This is a genomic window from Solwaraspora sp. WMMD792, assembly GCF_029626105.1.
Classification (GTDB): Bacteria; Actinomycetota; Actinomycetes; order Mycobacteriales; family Micromonosporaceae; genus Micromonospora_E.
In genome coordinates this window covers 2,773,217-2,792,434 of record NZ_JARUBH010000009.1, presented here as the reverse complement: position 1 = coordinate 2,792,434, position 19,218 = coordinate 2,773,217, and the positions used below count along the sequence as shown (strand labels likewise).

Below are 19,218 nucleotides of genomic sequence, written 5' to 3'. Positions count from 1 at the left end.
GCCGCCGGCCGGGCAGGTCAACTGTCGGATACGATGGCGAACCCACGCCGCCAGTTCTTGGCGTCGGTGTCCGGCTGGTAGTTGTTCTCGATGTTGCCCGCGGCGTCCACCGAGAACCAGAAGACCTTCGTCCCGTACGGCACGGTCAGGGTCTCGCCGCCCTCCCGTACCCCGCCGGCGGCGTAGAGCGTCGACCCGAAGGTCGGCTGACTACCGTCCAACGTGTAGAAGACCGCCGCCGGTTCGCTGACCTCGAACCGGACGTCGACCAGGGTGTCGTCCGGCCCCGGCGAGGTGACCAAGGCACTCGTCGGCCGTCTGCGGTCCTTGTCGTGGTCGCGGGCCACCCGCATCAGCTCGACGAGGCCGTTGGCGTACTCCATGGTCTGCTGGTGTGCCTCGTCCCAGGCCGGTTGGAACGAGGTGCCGACTTCGAAGTTCCACGCGTAGATGCCGTACCTGTACCACAGCATGTCCCCGGAGTTGCCGGCGGCGGAGTAGAGCACGTCGGAGATGGGGCCGGTCCTGGCCGGGGTCACCGCCAGGTTACGGTGCCGCTTGATCGCGGTGAGGATCCGCGACGACGCGCCCCAGAAGAACGACTCCTGCGCCAGGGTCGGCCGTGGCGCGGTGATCCGGCCCGGGGTGACGTACGAACCCGGCGACCACATGAAGTAGTTCCCCGACGAGTGCAGGTTCATCGAGAACTTGATGTTCGGCCGGCTGGCCAGCCAGTCCAGGTTCTTGTTCTCCGGCTCGGACAGTTCGCTCGGGCCGGCGTACACGTCGCTGGTGCAGCTGGTCGACGCGCCGGAGTACCCGTCGAAGAGGCTGTACTCGGTGTAGTTGCGGTTGTTGTCCACACCCCACGAGTTGCGGGCCAGCGCGTCGGTCGCGCCACCGGCGGCGCAGTGGTTCGTCATGTTGCGGCGCTGGAATCCGTAATCGTAGAAGGAGTAGTGGCCGCCGTCGGGGTTGATCGACGGCGCGATCCAGATGTCCAGCGTACGGAGCAGTTGCTTGGTGTTCTCGTCGGTACGGTGGTTGCGCAGCAGACGTTCGGCGGTCTCGATGGCGACCAGCGGGGGAACCCATTCGCGGGCGTGCTCCTGCGCGTAGGCGAGCACCCCGGTGCGCGAGCCGTCCCGGTACTTGCCGATCCGCAGCGCGTACACCGGGTGCGGGTCGCGGGAGACGGTGGCCGGCGCGGTCAGGTTGTCGCTCAACGGGGTCACCGGGGCCGGGGTGACAACGCCGTCGCCGGCGCTGCCCCGGTAGGTGTAGGCACTGACCAGGTCGCCCGCCGAGGCGTTGATCGCGGCGGCGACCTGCGCGGCGGTGCTGACCACCACGCCACCGCCGTCGGTGCCCAGCTCGACCCGGATGGCGCTGCCGTCGACGGTGACCGACAGGGGCCGGTCGCCGGCACCGGGGTCGACCAGTTCCACGGTGATGTCGTTGCCGCCCCGGTGGCCCCATGCGTGGGAGTCGACGGCGACCCGGTTCGCCGTGGTGGCACCCAGCACGACCTGCGCCTTGCGTCGGTAGCCGTTGGTCCGATACGGCAGCTCGACAACCTCGGCGAGGTGGGGAAACTCGTCGGCCAGCCGCTGGATCCGGTCGTACAGCTCGGTCGGGGTGAGATAGCTGGTGACGAAGTCCTTCTGGTACCCGGGTCCCTCGGGGGAGTCGTCCGGGACCGGCAGCCACTGCTCGACCTGGGCCACCGCCACGTCGCCGGTCGGGCTGACGATCTGGATCCGGTTTGGCCGGACGCCGACCGTGCTCGCGCCCCGGTGGTAGAGGTAGACGCCGGCGTCGACGAACCGCGTGATGACCTGCGTGCCACCGGAACCCATGGCGGTGCCCGGGCCACTGTCCCGGGACACGGTCAACGTGCTCGGTGAGCTCTGTCCCTGGGCCCACTTCGCTTCTACCGACAGCACCTGGTCGGTGCCGGAGGTGTAGTAGTCGGCCCGGATGATCCTGATGTCGGCAACGGCGGCGTCCTGCCGCACCCGCGCGGTGAACGTCTGATTGTCGGCGCGGTGGTCGGCGATCGTCGCCTCCCGCTCGGCGACGCGTGCCCGGGTGTCGGCCGGTTCGTGCAGCAGTTGGCCGATCCGGAAACCACCGGCCCGCAGACCGTCGATCTCGGTCGGGGTGACGACGGCGTGGACGACGATCCCGGCCGCGGTCTGCGACACGTGGTGATCCAGGTCGACTCCGGTGGCGACGAGATCGTCGAGTTCGTCGCGGTCGGTCACGACGACCTCCACGACGCTGGCCTGCTCGTCGGCCAGCCGTTCGAGCGGGGCCTGGATCCGCGCACGGTCGGTAACCTGCGGACGGTCGGCGGACGGCGCGGTGGCCGGCCCGGCGGTGGCCGGCCCGGCCAACAGGACGACGGCACCGGCGGCGGCCACGGCCGCCGCGAGCTGTCGTCGCCACTGGGATGCAGGTGTGGGGACCATGTGGGGACCTTTCACTCGCGGTGCCGCTGATCGACGGGTGGGAGCAGGGCGGAGGCCGCAACGATCCGCGACGACGCACGGTGCGGCACCGCCACGGGTAGGCGAGGAGTGATCGACCAGTACGGATTTGATCATCCTGGATGGCGGCGGTGTGCTCTGTCAACGACCCGCCGGTGCGGGCGCACCGGCGGTCAGACCGGCGGGTCGCCACCGGCGATCGCCGACCGCAGCTGAGCACAGGCCTGGTCCGCCGTACGCGCGAGTCGCTCGCGCGCGTCGGTGCTCAACCCGCGCTCGGTGGCGGTCCAGCCGACCCAGGCCGCGGCGACGTCGGGCAGGACCGGTCCGGCCACCGGGTCGGCACCGGCTTCGGCGGCGAGCGCCGGCAGGCCGAGTACGGCGAGCACCCGGCGTGGACCCAGCTGCAGTGGATGGCAGGCGGCCTGCTCGACGAACTGCTCGACGAGCAGGTCGACCGCGCGGCTGGCGGTGCCGTCGGTCGGGAACCCGGCAGCCGCCTCGGAAGCCAGGAACGCCCGCTTCAGCAGCTCGATCTCCACGGTGGTCGGAAACGGCTCCGGCGGGGCCGCGACGTCACTGAGCGCGCGGGCCCGGGCCAGCGTCAACGCCCGCATCTTCCGGTACGCGTCGGGCATCGGCCGCAGCTTGTATTCCGGGTTCTCCATCAGCTCGTCCGACGTGGCGACGGCGTCCTCGAGCAGTCGTCGGGCCAGCGCCGGATCGAGCGGTTCGGTCACGAAACCGTCCTCGCCCCCGTGGGTCCGGTCGAGCAGCTGCCGTAGCGAGTCGACCCGGGTGCCGAGCAGGATCTCCCGGATCCGTCCACCGCCGATCGCCTGGTCGATCACGGTGAGGATGCCGTGTTCGTCGGCGCCGCCGTAGGAGAAGCCGCAGAGCAGTACCGCCGTCTCGCCGTACGGGTCGTGCGTCCACCGGCAGCAGTCGACGTCGACCCGGCCGATGGTGCCGGCCCAGGGCGGTTCCGGCAGCCCGTGCCCGACGAGCCGGTCGGCGTTGAGCCGGGCGAGTTCCCGTTGGGTGTCGATGGTGCTCATCGCCTGGAAACCGCGTAGCGCGGCGACCGCGGTCGGGGTCCGCCGCCGGCCAAGTTCGTGAATGACCGCGGCGTCGGCCGGTACGGCGTCGGCGAGTGGCAGGCCGATCCCTTCGGCGCTCTCGTGGGCGAGCAACTGGGTCATGCTCTGCTCCACCGACCACGGGGAACTCTCTCCTTTCAGCGAGAAGCTCCACTCCAGGAAGTCCGCGCTCGCCGAGGCGCGGTCGAGGCTCTCATCGCTGTCACCCATGGCGCGATTGTCGCAGTCGGCGGGCCGTGGTGCGACGAAGGCCGACCGTGGGTCGGGCAACTGTCGATTCCTCTGCCCGGCGGACTCGTTGGGATGGACGATGCTGAGTACACCGGGCGGTGCGAGAGAATCTGCGGTCAGCGTGCTGATCCTGGGTACGGCCGAATGGGATTCGGCCGTCGCCACCAACCAGCACTACGTCACCCGGGAGTTGGCGGTCGGTGCGCGGGTCACCTTCGTGGAATCGCTCGGTCTACGTCGACCGACGCTGCGCCCCGACGACATCGCCCGGATGGTCGGCCGCGCCCGGCGGGCCTTCGGCGCGTCGGCCGGTCCGGTACCTCGCCAGCCGGCCAGAGTGAGGCCGGCGAACACCACGATCGTCTCGCCGCTGGTGGTACCGGTGCACCGGGCACCGACGCGACGACTGAACCGGGCCGTCCTGCGCCGGGCGACGGCGGACTGGCTCACCGGTGACCGGCCCCGGGTGCTGTGGACGTTCGCCCCGGTGACCTACGGGCTTGAGGACGCGGCGGACGTGGTCGTCTACCACTGTGTCGACCTGCTGGCCAGGTTCCCCGGCGTCGACCCGGTGGCCGTGGCCAACGGCGAGCGCGACCTCGCCGCCCGGCCCGGCGTGGTGGCGATCGCGACCAGTGACGCGGTACGCGAACACCTGGCGTCGTCCGGTTTCTCCCGGATCGAGCTGTTGGAGAACGTCGCGGACACCACGGTGTTCCAGCGGGGCAGCCGTCCGGCGGTCGAGCGTCGACCGGCGGTGATCTTTTCCGGCAACCTCACCACCGCCAAGCTCGACGTCGCGCTGCTGGAGCGGGTCGCCGCCGCCGTCGGAGAGTTGGGCGGTGAGCTGATCCTGGCCGGCCCACTCGCCGCTGGTGGCGGCAGCTTCACCGCCGAGCTGCGCCGGCTCGAACGGCTCGGTGCCCGCCACGTCGGCCTGCTCACCCCGTCGCAGCTCGCCGAGGTGGCCGGCAGCTGCGCGGTCGGCCTGGTCCCGTACGCGCTGAACGAGTACACCGTCGGCGTCAGCCCGTTGAAGTGCTTCGAGTACCTGTCGTCCGGCCTCGCGGTGCTCAGCACCGCGCTGCCATCGGTGCGCCGGGTGGCGGCGTCGAACCCGCACGTCGTCACCGCCGGGGACGACGAATTCACCGAACACCTGGGCCGGTTGCTGACCCCGGTCACCGACGAGGTGATCGCCGAACGGATCGACAGCGCCGGGCGGCAGGGCTGGGGCGAGCGTGGTCAGCTGCTGCGTCAGCTGCTGGCCGCGCTGCTCACCGCCCGGCGGACCGCCGCCGGATGACCGAATTCACCGGCTCCTCCGACTCCTCCGACCCCCGATCGAGGCCCGAAAATGCGCAACCGGATCACGGCCGCTGCGGCGCAGGTACCGCAACGGACCGGCGTCATGATCGTCTTCGCGCTCGCGGTACCGCAGCTGTATCTCCTGCCGGCCGGCACGATCGACATCCCGTTGTCGACGGTCGCCGCGCTGGCGCTGGCGCCGGTCGTCGCCGCCGGGGCGTGCCGCACCCCCGGTAGCCGACTGTTGCGCACCGCCCTGGTGCACAGCGTGCTCGTGCTGCTGCTGGCCCGGTTGGCGGCGTTCGCCTGGTCACCGGAGCCGGCGGACGGGCGGCTGCCGACCATGCTGCTGGTGCAGTTCCTGGTCACGCTGGTGCTGATGGACAACGCGGCCCGGGAGGATCCGTGGCTGCTCTACCGGGCCCACTACCTGCTGTGGCCGTTCGTCGTCGCGCAGTCCGGCCTGGTCGCGGTCTTTCAGCTCTTCCCCGATGTGGAGGACGCCTACCTCCGCTGGATCGCGGGATACTTCGCCGGGCAGAACACCGTCGCCGGGCTGTTCGACGTGAACCGGAACAACGTTCTTGACCCGGCGAAGGCCGGTGGCGTGTTCGTCAACGGCAACGTCGCCGGGCTGTTCCTCGGCGTCTGCGCGATGGCGGCGTTCGCCATCTGGTCGGTCACCCGGCAGCGGATCGTGCTGATCTGCGGGCTCGTCGGCTACCTGGGGGTCTGGTTCACCGGCTCCAAGGCGTGCCGGGTGCTCGCGGTGCTGCTGCCGCTGGCCGTGGTCGTCGCGTACCACTGGCAGACCCGGATGACCGTCCGGGCCCGCCGCCTTCTGCTGGTCGTGGTGGGTGTCACGGCGGTGCCGGCGGTGCTACTGGTCACCCTCGGTGATGGCGGCGGCTTCCTCGGCGCGGTCCGCACGGCGTTCGGCCAGCGGACCGAGATCTGGGGGTACGCCGTGGAGGCGTTCCGGGACGGTCCGTTTCTTGGGCTCGGCTGGGGTGGCTGGTTCGAAGGCTTCGCCGACTACGCGCGCCGCAACCACATCTACGACGGCACCTTCCCACCGCACAACATCCTGCTGGCGGCCTGGGCGTCCACCGGCCTGCTGGGTCTTGCCGCGACGATCGGGTTCCTCGTCGCCGAGTTCCGGCTCGTCGCCCGCGCAGCGGCCGGTGGCTCTCCGCGCAACGCGATGTTCGTCGCCTGGACCGGTGCGGCCGTCGCCTGGGTCTGCATCCAGGCAATGGGGGAGAACACCGACGTCTTCGGCGACATCCATACGATCCCGGTGATCGCCCTGCTCCTGTGCTTTTTGGTCCATCCGCTTCCCGAGGAGGTCCGACGTGTCCGGCAGGCCGAGCGTCGGGATAGTGCGCCACCAGCTGTTCCAACCGTCCGAGACGTTCATCCAGGCGCAGGCGCTGGCGATGCGCACGTACCATCCGGTCTTCGTCGGTCGGGACCCGGCGCTGCGGGCGCCGGCCGGCGCTGACGTCGTCAGTCTCGCCACCCACGGCCGGGCGGCGACGTTTTCGTACCTGCTGACCCGCCGCTCCGACCGGATGGTCAAGGAAATCAGTGACCGGGGCGTGCGGATTCTGCACGCACACTTCGGCGTCGAGGGCGTCTACAGTGTCCAAACGGCCCGTACGCTCGGAGTGCCGCTGGTGACGACACTGCACGGTTTCGACGTGACCGTCACCAAAAGGCAACTCCTGGCATCGCGGAAGCCGTCCTGGATCAACTATGTGGCCCGGCGGGACTCACTGTTCGACACCGGTGTGAAGTTCATCTGCGTATCCGGGCACATCCAGCGGTGCGCGATCGAGTGGGGCTACCCGGCTGAGCGGACCCTGATGCTTCCGATCGGGGTGGACACCGAGGTCGTCACCCCGGTGCCGCTGCCGGAGACACCCCGGATCGTGCATGTCGCCCGGCTGGTCGAGAAGAAGGGCACCGCTGACCTGCTGCGCGCCTTCGCCGTCGTGCGCCGAGCCGTGCCGGCGGCAGAACTCGTCATCATCGGCGACGGCCCGTTGCGTGGGCCCTTGGGTGCGCTCGCCACTGAACTGGGCGTAGCGGAGACGGCGCGGTTCCTCGGGGTCCGTCCACACGCCGAGGTACTGGCCACGGTGGCGCAGTCTCGAGTGTTGTGCCTGCCGAGCGTGACGGCGGCCAACGGAGACCAGGAAGGGCTCGGCATGGCGCTGTTGGAAGCGGCCGCCACCGGTCGACCCGTCGTCGGCACCCGCCACGGCGGCATCCCTGAGGCCGTCGTCGACGGCGTCACCGGCTACCTGGTGCCGGAGCGCGATCCCGCCGCGCTCGCTGAGCGTCTGGTCGCGCTGCTCGGTGATCCGGACCTGTGCCAGCGGCTCGGGACCGGTGGACGGACACTCGTCGAGGACCGCTTCGACCTGAGCAGACAGACCGCAAAGCTCGAGTCACTCTACCGGGATCTGGTGTGACCGGGCTGGCGACGAGCCGTGGCTAGCACCTTTCTCCGTCTCGTACTTGGTGGGATAGCGGGGAAGCTCCTCGGCATCGTCCGCGAGGTGCTGCTGGCGGCGCTGTTCGGCGCCGGCCGGGCGGTGGGGGCGAACCGGGTCGCGCAGACCGCGACCATGGTGCCGGTCAACTTCTTCACCGCCGACGCGCTGTCCGCTGGATTCCTGCCGATCTACGTGCGCTACCGGCAGGACAGCCCGGCGCTGGCGTTGGCGCTCTACCGTGCGGTCCGGACGATCCTGGGTGGACTTTCGATGCTGCTGGTCGTCGCCTTGCTGCTGCTGCGAGAGCTGTGGATCGCACTGCTCGGGCCGGGACTCGACGCCGCCGCCGCCACGCTTGCCGTTGCGATGCTGACCATCGCGGCGTTCTCGGTGCCGTTCTACGTGCAGTATGCGCTGTACACGCTGGTTGCCCTGGCCTGCGACGACGTCAGCCTGGTCAACCTGCGCGCCTGCGTGCAGAGCGTCGGCCTGATCGGCGCGACGCTGCTCGCCTATCTCACCGGCGACGTGGTCCTGCTCGCCTGGGGTTTCACCGTGCCGTACGTGGTGCTCTTCCTCTGGGGGGCGTTCTGGGTCCGGCACAAGGGGTATCTGCGTGCCGACGGCGGTGACGGGTCGCTGCCGCCGACGTCGCGGGCGCAGTACGAGGTGGCGTTGACCATGTTCTGGCGTCGGCTCCGCCCGTTGCTGCTGCTTCCGGTGCTGCTGCAGGGGTCGATCGCCGTCGAGCGGGCGGTGGGTTCGCTGCTCGGCATCGAGGTGGTCGCCGCCACCGAGTACTCCCGGTTCGTCGTTGACTCGCTGATGGCGCTGATCGCCGCCCCGCTCGGCCTGGCCAGCCTCGCCGCCTTCGCCAGGATGCGCGGCGACGAGGTCGTCGCGGGGCTGGAGCGGCTGATCGCCCCGGTGCTGCTGGTGACGATCCCGCTGTCCGTGGCGTTGACGGTGAACGCCCGCGGCATCACCTCGCTGCTCTATGCCCGCGGTGCGTTCGACGACCGGGCGGTGGACGTGACGTCGGTCATGCTGCTCGGCTTCTCCCTCGGCATCTGGGCGCACGTGCTCGGATACACCTTCGTGAAGGTGCTCAACGCCCGGGGCCGAAACCGGCGGGTGGCGGTGGTCAACGGGCTGGCGTTCGGCGCCGCCGCCGTGGTCAACCTGGTCATGTGGCGCTACTGGGGTCCGGTCACCATCGGTGTCGCCGCGACGGTCGCCAGCCTCGTGATGCTGGTCGGCTCGGCGTTGTCGCTGCAGCTGCTCCGCCAACTGGTCCGGCTGCTGTCGCTGCTGGCCCCGGCGGTGGCGGTGGCGGCCGTTGTCGGTCGGGCACTGGCCGGTGACGGACTGCTCCGCACAGCCGCCTCGTGCGCCGCGATCGGCCTGGTCTGGTCGGGCTACACGGTGCTGGTGCCGTCGTTGCGGCGGGTCGTCGTCACCGAACTCTGGGCGAAGGTCGGCGGCCGGACGACCTGACCTGCCGGGCCCCGACGACCTGACGTGCCGGGCCCGGACGATGCGTCCGGGCCCGGCACGTCACCGGTCAGAGCGTCCGCAGTCGTACGTCGCGGAACTCCATCACGTCGCTGTTACCGTGGTTCTGCAGACCGATGAATCCGCTGACGAACTGGCGCAGATCGGTCGGCGGGTCACCGGCCCGGGACGACTGCTTGCCCGGCACGTTGTCGAACTCGCTGATCGTCACCCCGTTCCGGATGATCGTGTAGTGCTGCCCGACCACCCGGATCTCGTAGTCGTTCCACTCGCCCTTCGGCGCGGGCAGCGCCTGGTCCAGGTCGTTGGGCTGGAAGTTGTAGATCGACCCGGTCTTCTGCGGCTCCCCGCTTGCCCCGTCGTAGAGCTGGATCTCGTGGCCGCAGAAGATCGCCACCCAGGCCTGGGAACTGCGGGCGGAGCCGACCGTGCCGCAGCTGCCCTCCGGACGCTCGTCCACGGGCACCCGGGGATCCGGGAACCGGACGAACACCCCGCTGTTGGCCCGGGTGTCACCCGGCGAGACGTCCTTGAACCGCAGCCGCAGCGAATAGTCGGCGAACTCCTCCTCGCCGTACCAGAGCATGCCCAGCCCGCCGGAGCTGCTGATCGACCCGTCCGGTAGCAGTTTGAACGTGCCGCCGGGGGCCTGCCGCCAGCCGGACAGCGAATGACTGGTGCCGTCGAACAACGTCCGGTAGCCGGCCGTCCGGCCGACGGGGGAGTCGGCACCGGCGGTACGCAACGTCGCCGCCTCCTGCTCGTCGAGCACCTCGGCGTCGGTGAGCTGCGCCAGCACCTCGTCGAGGTGGCTGGTGAAGGAGCCCTGGTTCGGCCACTGCCGCTCGTCGTCGATCAGATCGTTGACCGTGCACCCGGCACCGGCGTCGTGATTCGGTACGCCGGTGTCGGTGTCCAGCAGCCAGACCGTCTCCCGGGCGTCCGGTGCGTCGCAGCCGGTGTCGACCACGACGGTGTGCTCGGCCACCTCGCCGTCGGCGTAGGTCACCTTCACCGTCGCCTCGAACCGCCCGTGCTTGCGGTAGGTGTGGGTCGGGTGCGGCAGGTGCGACACCCGGTTGCCCTCCCCGAAGGTCCACTCCCAGGCCACCCCGCCCACCCGGTGGCTGGAGAAGGTGACCGTACGCGGGTCGCTCGGGTCCGGGACCCGGGCCGAGGCGTACTCCGGTCCCGGGGTCGGCGCGCCGCCGTCATAGACGATCCGGATCAGCTTCTGGTTGCCGTGCAGGGTGAAGAAGCCGCCGCCGTAGTCCAGCAGGTAGAGCGCGCCGTCCGGGCCGAACTTGGCATCCATCCAGGACTGCAGCTGGGAGCCGCCGCCACCACCGGGGATGATCGCCCGCAGGTCCTCCGCGTAGGTGGGGGCACCCTGGTCGGGCACCACCGCCGGGTCGACGGTGACCGCCACCCGGTTGCCGGAGTTGGACTGGTCGCCGATGAACCACTTGCCGTCCCAGTACGCTGGCCACGCCACGCCGCTGTCGGTGTCGACCTGCGAGCGGTGGTAGGTCGGGCCGTTCATCACGGCCTGGCCGCCGCCGCGCAGGTACGGCCGGGTGAAGGTCTCCTCGCCCGGCTCGTAGGTCGGCAGCCCGCTGCCGTCGGTGCGGGTCGGGAAGACCGGCCCGCCGCCCTGCGGCGAGTACCAGATCATGTTGTCGCGCACCGGCGGCAGGTCCACCAGACCGGTGTTGCGCGGCGAGGTGTTCCGCGGGTTGTCGCAGTCGTACCAGCCGGTCAGCACCGACGCGTCGGTGTTGCTGCGGTCCCGGTACGGCTGCCGGTTACCCATGCAGTACGGCCAGCCCTGGTTGCCGGCGGAGGTGATGATCGTGGCGTGTTCGTACTTCGCCGGACCCAGCTCCGGGTCCGGGTTGGTGGCGTCCGGGCCGACCCAGGCGGCGGTCAGCCAGTCGTTGACCGGGTCCCAGGCGATCCGCGACGGGTTGCGTACCCCCATCACGTAGATCTCCGGGCGGGTCTTGCCGCCCCCTTCCTCGTCACCGGTGAACAGGTTGCCGTCCGGGATGCTGTACGTGCCGTCCGGCTCCGGCGTGATCCGCAGGATCTTGCCGTTGAGGTTGTTGGTGTTGCCGGCGGTACGCCGGGCGTCCTGGAACGACGTGCCGGCGTACTCCTGGGTCCAGTTGTTGCCGGAGTAGCCGCTGGAGCCACCGGACGAGTTGGCGTCACCGGTGCTGACGTACAGGTTGCCCGCGTCGTCGAAGGTCATCCCGCCGCCGGCGTGGCAGCAGCTGTGGATCTGGGTGTCCCAGCTGAGCAGGTCTTCACGGGTGGCCTGGTCGATGCTGGCGGTGTCGTGGTCGTAGGTGAACCGGGACACGGTCCGCTGGCCGATCCGGTTCTCCCGGTCGATCGACTCGTGCGGCATCCAGTAGACGTAGAACCAGCCGTTGTCGGCGAACGCCGGGTCCAGGGTCATGCCCAGCAGACCCTCCTCGCTCTTGACCAGCTCGCTGCCGCTGCCCCGGTTGCCCATCACCTCCAGCGTGGTGAGCAGCTTCACCTCCCGGGTCTGCGGATCCCACTGGTGGATGGTGCCGCAGCCCTTGCCGATGTCCGGGTTGGACCAGTCGGGGATCGCCCCGGAGGCGCAGGCGGCGCGGCCGATGTAGAAGACCGTGCCGTCCGGCGCGATGGTCAGGCCGTGCGGTTCACCGATCTGGTCCATCTCGCCCTGCTGGTTGGCGCCGGTGAGCCGCTCGACCCGGTAGTTGGCGGCGATCGTCGCCTGGCAGTCACCGCGTACCGTGCCGGCGGTCCACCGGATCGCGCCGAGGATGTGGTCGCGGAACCGCAGGTCCTTGGCCCAGCTCGCCTCGGTGCGGCCCATCCCGGTGTAGAACGACCGGCCACCGTCGTAGTCGTGGCACCAGGCGACCGGGTGGAACGGACCGTTGCCGCTGAGCCCCGCGTCGTAGCTGGTCTCGTCGACCTGGGCCACGACGTGCACCCGGCCCACCGGGCTCGGATCCCAGCTGATCCACTGGTCGTCGCGGGTCCAGTGCACCGGCAGGTCGCGGGTCGCCGGGTGGTTCCGGTCGGTGACGTCGACCTTCGCCTGCTGGACCTGGGTCTCCGGGGCCGCACCGGCGTCGGCGCCGATCAGCCAGAGTTCGGCGAGCTGGGTCAGCGGCTCGCCGCTGTTCGCCGTGATGTCCAGCCGGTAGTGCCGGTACGCCTCGGTGTTGTCGAACGCGAACTGCCGGGTGAGGAACCGCTGCGGGAAGCTCTGCCCGGTCCGGCGGTCCAGGTCGGTCCAGTTCTCGCCGTCGTTGGAGCCCTGCAGCGTCCAGTCCCGGGGATCCCGGCCGGCGAAGTCGTTGGCCGAGGTCAGCGCGTACCGGTTGACCACGGTCGGCTCGGCCAGCTCGCCGGCCAACCAGCCGGTCGGGGAGCGGGTCAGCCACTTGGTGCCGGTGGCGCGGTCGAACGCGTGGCTGGCGGTCTCGTTCGGCGGGTTGTTGCCGCTGGCGCTCGCCTCGACCACCGTCTCCGCCGGTGGCAGGGTCGGTGCCGGCCGGGTGCCGAGCAGGCCGGTGAACCATTCCGATCCGGGTTGGGCGTACGCCGCGTCGTGCACGCCGACGAAGCCGCCGCCGCCCTTGACGTACGCCTGGAACGCCGCCTCCTGCGCGTCGTCGAGGGTGACACCGGCGGTGGAGAGGAAGACCACGCTGCGGTAGCGGGCCAGGTTGTCGGGGTTGAACACGCTCGGATCGTCGGACGAGTGCACGTAGAAGCCGTGCTCGTTGCCGAGCCGTCGGATGACGTTGGTGGCCCGGCGGACCGGGTCGCTCTGTTCGGCCTCGGGCCCGTGGAAGACCAGCACGTTGACAACCCGGTTGCCCCAGGTGGGTGGCGTGGGGTCGGCCTGGGCGGGGGAGACCGGCGCGGTCAGCAGACCGGCCAGCAGGGTGACGGCCGCGGCCGCGGCGGCTGATCGGTGGCGCAGTCGGGGGAATCTGAAATGGCGTCTGTCGGCCATTCCTGCTCCTTAGGGCGGCCGGCGCGGGATGCGCCGGGGTGGGGTGGCTGGGACGGTTCAGTTCTGGTGGCCGTCGTGTCCGGCACCGGCCTGGATGTCGGTGGCCGGCTCGCCGCCGACGTCGACACCCGACTGGGCGAGCACCGCACGGTGCTGGTGACCGCCGGGCGGCATCTGTCCGTTCTCGTCGAGGACGTGCAGGGTGGTGGCCATGCCCAGGTCGGAGTGGAACTGCATGTGGCAGTGCAGCATCCAGTGGCCGGGTCCGACCGAGTCGCCGGCGATGATGGTCACGCCGAACGAATCGCCGGGACCGAGGGTCTTGTTGTCGATCACCGGGATGGAGTCGACGATCGCCTTGTTGTCGCCAGCCACCACGCCGGTGCGGGTGTCCGCCCAGGAGTGGCCGTGCACGTGCCAGGTGTGCATGTCGTCGCCGGTGCCGACCACGATGAACTCGACCCGCTCGCCGACCTTGGCGACGAAGCAGGCCGGGCCGGGCACCGGGTTGTCCAGGTCGCAGTCGTCGGTCGCGGCCCCGCGACGCAGGTTGATCGACTGGCGGTCGCCGAAGACCGTGACGTAGGTCCGGTCCGGCCGGGGGTCGCCCTGCCGGCGTACCACCAGGCCACCGAACAGGCCCGAGCCGATGCCCTGGGTGCCGTGCGGGCCACCGACCACGTGGTCGTGGTACCACCAGTAGCCGGCGGTGCCCGGCGATCCGGTCCGGGAGCTGCGCGGCTTCGCGTACCAGGTGTAGGTCCGGGACTCACCCGGCCCGACATAGGAGCCACTGTGTACGGTTCCGTCGGAGTCCTGGGTGTACTTCACCCCGTGCGCGTGCAACGAGACGCCGAGCGGGTGCTCCGGATCGGTCCGCAGCTGCCCCAGCGTCTCGGCGGTCACCTGGTTGTGCAGGGTGATCGCCAGGCACTCGCCTTCAATCATCTCCATCGTCGGGCCCGGGTAGGAGGCGGTCTCCGGGGTCAGGCCGTAGCCCAGCCGGATCTGGTTGGTCACCGGGTCGCGGGGCAGCTCCACGGCGTACAGCTGCAGCTCCCGGTCCGGTGCCACGCAGCCCTCGGGCACCACGCCGTCGGCCGGCGCGGCTGCGGCCACCGGGTCGGTGGCGCGCTGGTTGACGGCGTACGCGGTGCCGGCGCTGGCGAAGGTGACCGCCAGGACCGCCAGGACCACCAGGGCCCGGCCCACGCCGTTGCCACGCCGGCCACCCGGTCTGGCTGGTTCGTCGATCGGGTCGGTGCTCAGATGTGTCGTCTCGTTCAACGTCCGTTCCTGTCCGTCGGGCCGGTCATCGCCGGCCGGGTGTGGGGTGTCCGTCGGGGTCCCGGTCCGTTCACGGCGTCAGCGGGGCGATCCGGACGTTGCGGAAGCTGACGATGTCGTCCGCGCCGTGCACCTGCAGGCCGAGGTAGCCTTCGGTACGCTGCCGGCCGGCGCCGCCCGGGTCGTCGGCCCGGGGCGGGTCGAACACCAGGTCAGGGGTGTTGACGAACTCGTTGACCAGCTCCCCGTTGCGGAAGATCGAGTAGTGCTGGCCGACCACCCGGATCTCGTAGTCGTTCCAGGTGCCCTTCGGGGTGACCCCGGCGGCGTCGACGTCGACGCCGTCGAACCCGTACACCGAACCGGTCTTGTAGCGGTCGCCGTCCGGGCTGTCGAAGATCTGCACCTCGTGGCCGTACTTGATGGCCACCCATTCCGGCCGGGGTTCCTGCGGGTGCTGGTGCACGGCGGGGAACCGGACGAAGACGCCGCTGTTGGCCCGGGCGTCACCCGGTGCGTCGTCGCGCCACTGCAGCTTCATCGAGAAGTCGCCGTAGCTGCGGATCGGGAACCAGAGCAGGCCGAGTCCGGCGACCGGCCGGCTGGTGACCGAGCCGTCGGCGTTGCGGGTGAACCCGCCCGCACCGACCTGTTCCCATTGATCGAACGACGCGCCCGACCGGTTGAGGATCGACTGGTAGCCGGTGTGGGCGTCCGACTTGCCGACCGCGGACAGCTTGGCCGTGTCGATCAGGGTGACCCGTTCGGCCTGGCTGATCACGCCCTGTTCGCGCAGGTTCTTCACCACCGCCCGGACGTGCTGCATGAACTCGTTGTGGTTACGCCAGATCCGTTCGCTGGCGATCAGGTTGTTGATGGTGCAGCCCGGACCCACCTGCCGGTTGGTCACCCCGCTGTTGCGGGTGCCCAGCCAGACCGTCGGGCGGGTGTCCAGCACCGGGCACTGCGGGTCGCCGCCGCCGGCGACCACGGTGAAGGTGACCGATCCGGGGTCGGAGGTGTTGCCGGCTTCGTCGGTGGCGCGGTAGCTGACCGTGTGCGTACCCGGGCTGTTCACCGTCACCGGGGCGGTGTAGTCGGTGTAGGCGCCGCTGTCGAGGGAGTACTCGACACTGGCGACCCCGGAGTCGTCGTCGGTGGCGGTGACGGTGACCGTTGCGGTGTCGAGGTAGGAGCCGTCCGCGCTCTGTGCGCCGGACACGGCCGCGGTCACCGTGGGTGCGGTGGTGTCCGGGTCCGGTGGCGGGGCGACGGTGAAGGTGACCGACTGCGGGTCCGAGGTGTTGCCGGCGATGTCGGTCGCCCGGTAGGCGACCGTGTGCTGGCCCGGCTCGTTGACCGTGACCGGTGCGGTGTACTCGCTGAACCCGCCGCCGTCGAGGGAGTGTTCGATGGTGTCGACACCGGACATGTCGTCGGTGGCGGTGAGGGTGACGGTGGCGGCACCGAGGTAGGCCCCGTCGTCGTCGCGCGGCCCGGACAGTGCCGCGGTCACCTGGGGCGCGGTGGTGTCCTCGGTGCTGTCGTCGCTGACCACCAGCAGCCCGTTCATCAGGCCGTGGCCGGGGATGGCGCAGAAGTACCGGTACGTCCCCGAGGTGAGTACCACGTCGACCGTCCACAGGCCGCCGTTGGCGTCGTACGGGTCGGCCAGGATGTTGACGTTCACGTCCTGGTTGTAGGTCGGGTCCCCGGTCTCGAAGGTGAGCGTGTGCTGCATGCCGCTGGTGTTGCCGGTCGCGGCGCTGTTCTCGAAGACCAGCGTCGCCGGTCCGGGCTCGGCGATGGTCGGTGCCGAGGTGTACGCGGTGACGTCGTTGCCGGCGGTCCAGGTCAGCACCTGGGCGGCCCGGTACTCCGGTGGACCGCCGTGGGTCGGGCGGGCGTTGACCGGAGCCGCGGCCAAGGTACTGGTGAGGACCATGGCGAGCACGGCCGCCAGCGCGGTCAGCGATCGTCTCGGCCTGGTCGGCGGTCTGCTCGGGCGGACGGGCCCGCCGCGATCGTCAGGGTTGACTGCCATGTCCGGCTACCTTTCATCACATAACGGTCTGTTTCGGACAGAGTTGACGCATGGTCGGTCAGAGGTTGGGGTGATCCGGGCGCGTGGTAGCTGCACCAGTGGGAACGGGCGCGGCGGTCACGGTTCACCGGCAACCGAGCTCGGCGGCCGACGCCGGGCGGGTGCGTGGTGATACCAGGCGGGTGCGTGGTGATACCGGGTGTGCGGGTGGTGGGTGACGGGAAACGTCCGGGCGGGTCCGACAGGTGACGACTGCCCTGGCGGGCCAGGGTGAGTAGGGCGACGGAGGTGGAGGCGCGCGCCGCCGCGCCGATCGGATGCGTCCAGTGTTTCCGGGGGGTGCCACGGCCCCGGCGAGGTTGTCGCCGTCGGGCGGGTGCCGTGCCCGCCCGACGGCGTCCGGTCGAGGCAGCCAAACTGTTTGGTTACCTAACCGAATGCCTCGGTGATCTGGAGGCTAGCGGACTTGGGATCGAGGTGTCTACATCTTTCGGTGGTTCATCCCAGACTTTTGCCAATGTCGACAGAAGGTGTGGAACGCCGTGGGTGACCAGCCGTGACCACAGTGGTGGACGAACCCGTTCCCGGGCCGCCGGGATCAGGCCCGGGAACGGGCCAGTAGGTAGACGAAGTACGGGGCACCGATCAACGCCACCGCCAGGCCGGCCGGCAGCTGGGCCGGCGCGACGACGGTACGGCCCACGGTGTCGGCCAGTCCGAGCAGGACCGCACCGAGCAGCACCGCGACCGGGATGATCCGGGCGTGCCGGCCGCCGACGAGCGCCCGGGCGGCGTGCGGCGCGACCAGTCCGACGAAGCCGACGACACCGATCGCGGTCACGCTCAACGCGGCCAGCACGGCGGCGACCGCCAGCACCAGGAGACGGATCCGTTCCAGACCGACACCGACGATCCGGGGCGTGTCCTCGTCGATCGCGATCAGGTCCAGCTCGCGGCGGGAGGCCAGGGCGACCGGCAGCGCCACCAGCAGGGCGACCACCACCGGGACGACCTGGGTCCAACTGCGGCCGTACGTCGTGCCGGACAGCCACGTGTAGATCATCGGCGTGTCCCACGGATTCGACCGCACCAGCAGATAGGTCGTCAGGGCGGTCGCCGCGTACCAGACCCCGACCCCGATCAGGACCAGCCGGTCGGTGTGCAGCCCGCCTCGCCAGGCCACGGAGTAGACCAGACCGAAGGCGGCCAGCGCGCCGCCGGTGGCGGCGGCGATCATCGTCGCGTTGCCGCCGACGCCGCCGGTCACCACGATCACCGCGGCCAGCCCGGCACCACCGGTGATGCCGAGGATTCCCGGCTCGGCGAGCGGATTGCGGCAGGTCGCCTGGACCAGGGAGCCGGACAACGCGAGGGCACCCCCGGCGGCCAGCGCCGCCGCCACCCGTGGTGCCCGTTCGTCCAGCGCGAAGCGGATGACGGGCGGTCCCTCACCGGACAGCCAGAGCGCGATGTCGCCGGTGAGCAGCCAGGTGTTGCCGGCGAGCAGGCCGAGCAGCCCGGCGCCGGCGGCGGTCACGCCGACGACCGCCAGGACCGTCCAGTACCGGCGGCGACTCCGGGGCCCCATCCGGCTGCCCGGCGGTTGCCGGCTCGGGCCGGAGTCGCGTACCCGGCGGGCCAGCACGATGAGCAGGACCGCTCCGACCAGGGTGGTGGCCACCCCGGTCGGCACCTGGCCGGCCCGGTCCGCGCCGAGCAGGGCGCGGATCACCCCGTCGGCCAGGACGACCGTCAGCGCGCCGACCAGACCCGCCGCCGGCACCAGTACGGCGTGCCGGTGCAGCGCCGGTACGAACCGTGCCGACATCCGGGTCACCGCCGGCGCGCAGAGACCGACGAACCCGATCGGGCCGGCCAGGGTCACCGCCGCCGCGGTGAGCAGCACCGCGAGCACCGTCCCGACCGCCCGGGTCGCCCGGACCGGTACGCCCAGCGCCCCGGCCGTGTCGTCACCGAGACCCAGCAGGTCGAGTCGGCGGGCCAGCAGCCCGGCCACCGCCGTGGCGCCGACCACGACCGGTGCGGCCTGCCCGAAGGCGGTCAGCCCGAGCTGGCTCAGCGATCCGCTGCCCCAGGCGAACAGCCCGGTCGTCTCCTGCTGGAAGCCGATCAGCACCGCGGCCGTGGCCGACTGCAACGCCATCGCGACGACGGAGCCGGCCAGGACGAGACGAGTCGTCGAGCTGCCCGCGCCGCCGGCGAGACCCAGAACGAGACCGGCGGCCAGCAGCCCGCCGACGAAGGCGACGACGCCCGACGCCCAGAGCGGCACACCGAGGCCGAACGCCGCGACCGCACTGACGGCGAAGTACGCCCCCGCGGTCACCGCGAGGGTGTCCGGTGAGGCGAGTGTGTTGCGGGCCAGCGACTGGAACAGCGCGCCGGCGACGCCGAGGGCGAAGCCGACCGCGATCCCGGCCGCCAGCCGTGGGAGCCGGGAGCCGAGCAGGATCTCCCGGACCGCCTCGTCGGCACCCGTCTCCCCGCCGCCCGCCGCCGCGAGCAGGTCGGCGAGCCCCACCCCCGAGGTGCCCTGGGTCAGGTGCCAGCCGGCGGCGACCACCAGGGCCACCCCGAGCGACAGCAGGGTGCCCAACCCGCCGACCACGGCCCGGCGGTCCACACCGGACGCCGCAACCGGTCGGGTGGCGACGGCGCCCGGCGTCGGACGGATCCCCGTGGGCAC

10 protein-coding genes are annotated in these 19,218 nt (G+C 70.9%); 4 read left to right on the top strand and 6 right to left on the bottom strand.

Going from position 1 to position 19,218, the window contains the following annotated elements:
* Positions 1 to 17 precede the first annotated feature (17 nt).
* Together O7629_RS13760 and O7629_RS13755 are read right to left on the bottom strand one after the other, a co-directional pair.
* Entirely contained in the window at positions 18 to 2,474 is a 2,457-nt protein-coding gene (locus O7629_RS13760; protein WP_278169585.1) for a M14 family metallopeptidase, read from the bottom strand.
* A gap of 191 nt (positions 2,475 to 2,665) precedes the next feature.
* On the bottom strand, positions 2,666 to 3,802 hold the full coding sequence (locus tag O7629_RS13755) for a hypothetical protein (protein WP_278169583.1): 1,137 nt from the start codon (positions 3,800 to 3,802) through the stop codon (positions 2,666 to 2,668).
* Between the two features lie 100 nt (positions 3,803 to 3,902).
* Between O7629_RS13755 and O7629_RS13750 the strand changes: the two genes are divergently transcribed.
* Genes O7629_RS13750 through O7629_RS13735 form a run of 4 tightly spaced genes read left to right on the top strand, consistent with a single transcriptional unit; the run spans position 3,903 to position 9,132 of the window.
* A complete protein-coding gene (locus tag O7629_RS13750; RefSeq protein ID WP_278169582.1) occupies positions 3,903 to 5,129 on the top strand; it encodes a glycosyltransferase in 1,227 nt (408 codons plus the stop codon).
* A 51-nt stretch (positions 5,130 to 5,180) separates the two neighbouring features.
* Entirely contained in the window at positions 5,181 to 6,635 is a 1,455-nt protein-coding gene (locus O7629_RS13745; protein ID WP_278169581.1) for an O-antigen ligase family protein, read from the top strand.
* A complete protein-coding gene (locus O7629_RS13740) occupies positions 6,571 to 7,611 on the top strand; it encodes a glycosyltransferase (protein ID WP_278169580.1) in 1,041 nt (346 codons plus the stop codon). Before O7629_RS13745 ends, O7629_RS13740 begins: the two co-directional genes overlap by 65 nt.
* Positions 7,612 to 7,629: 18 nt before the next feature.
* On the top strand, positions 7,630 to 9,132 hold the full coding sequence (locus O7629_RS13735) for a lipid II flippase MurJ (RefSeq protein WP_278169579.1): 1,503 nt from the start codon (positions 7,630 to 7,632) through the stop codon (positions 9,130 to 9,132).
* 67 nt (positions 9,133 to 9,199) lie between these two features.
* Here O7629_RS13735 and O7629_RS13730 read toward each other — a convergent pair whose 3' ends face one another.
* From O7629_RS13730 to O7629_RS13715, 4 genes are all read right to left on the bottom strand, one after another.
* A complete protein-coding gene (locus O7629_RS13730) occupies positions 9,200 to 13,180 on the bottom strand; it encodes a ThuA domain-containing protein (RefSeq protein ID WP_278169577.1) in 3,981 nt (1,326 codons plus the stop codon).
* 57 nt (positions 13,181 to 13,237) lie between these two features.
* On the bottom strand, positions 13,238 to 14,467 hold the full coding sequence (locus O7629_RS13725; protein WP_278169575.1) for a multicopper oxidase domain-containing protein: 1,230 nt from the start codon (positions 14,465 to 14,467) through the stop codon (positions 13,238 to 13,240).
* A gap of 70 nt (positions 14,468 to 14,537) precedes the next feature.
* Positions 14,538 to 16,511, bottom strand: coding sequence for a family 16 glycoside hydrolase (locus O7629_RS13720; RefSeq protein WP_278169573.1), 1,974 nt, complete (start codon positions 16,509 to 16,511; stop codon positions 14,538 to 14,540).
* 598 nt (positions 16,512 to 17,109) lie between these two features.
* Positions 17,110 to 19,218 carry an iron ABC transporter permease gene (locus O7629_RS13715; protein ID WP_278169572.1) on the bottom strand — a complete coding sequence of 703 codons (2,109 nt, stop codon included), beginning with the start codon at positions 19,216 to 19,218 and terminating at the stop codon, positions 17,110 to 17,112.

Bases quoted from the DNA above. Each gene is read 5' to 3' on its own strand.
- O7629_RS13760 (WP_278169585.1), bottom strand. From the start codon at position 2,474: ATGGTCCCCACACCTGCATCCCAGTGGCGACGACAGCTCGCGGCGGCC.
- O7629_RS13755 (WP_278169583.1), bottom strand. From the start codon at position 3,802: ATGGGTGACAGCGATGAGAGCCTCGACCGCGCCTCGGCGAGCGCGGAC.
- O7629_RS13750 (WP_278169582.1), top strand. From the start codon at position 3,903: ATGCTGAGTACACCGGGCGGTGCGAGAGAATCTGCGGTCAGCGTGCTG.
- O7629_RS13745 (WP_278169581.1), top strand. From the start codon at position 5,181: ATGCGCAACCGGATCACGGCCGCTGCGGCGCAGGTACCGCAACGGACC.
- O7629_RS13740 (WP_278169580.1), top strand. From the start codon at position 6,571: ATGCGCACGTACCATCCGGTCTTCGTCGGTCGGGACCCGGCGCTGCGG.
- O7629_RS13730 (WP_278169577.1), bottom strand. From the start codon at position 13,180: ATGGCCGACAGACGCCATTTCAGATTCCCCCGACTGCGCCACCGATCA.
- O7629_RS13720 (WP_278169573.1), bottom strand. From the start codon at position 16,511: ATGGCAGTCAACCCTGACGATCGCGGCGGGCCCGTCCGCCCGAGCAGA.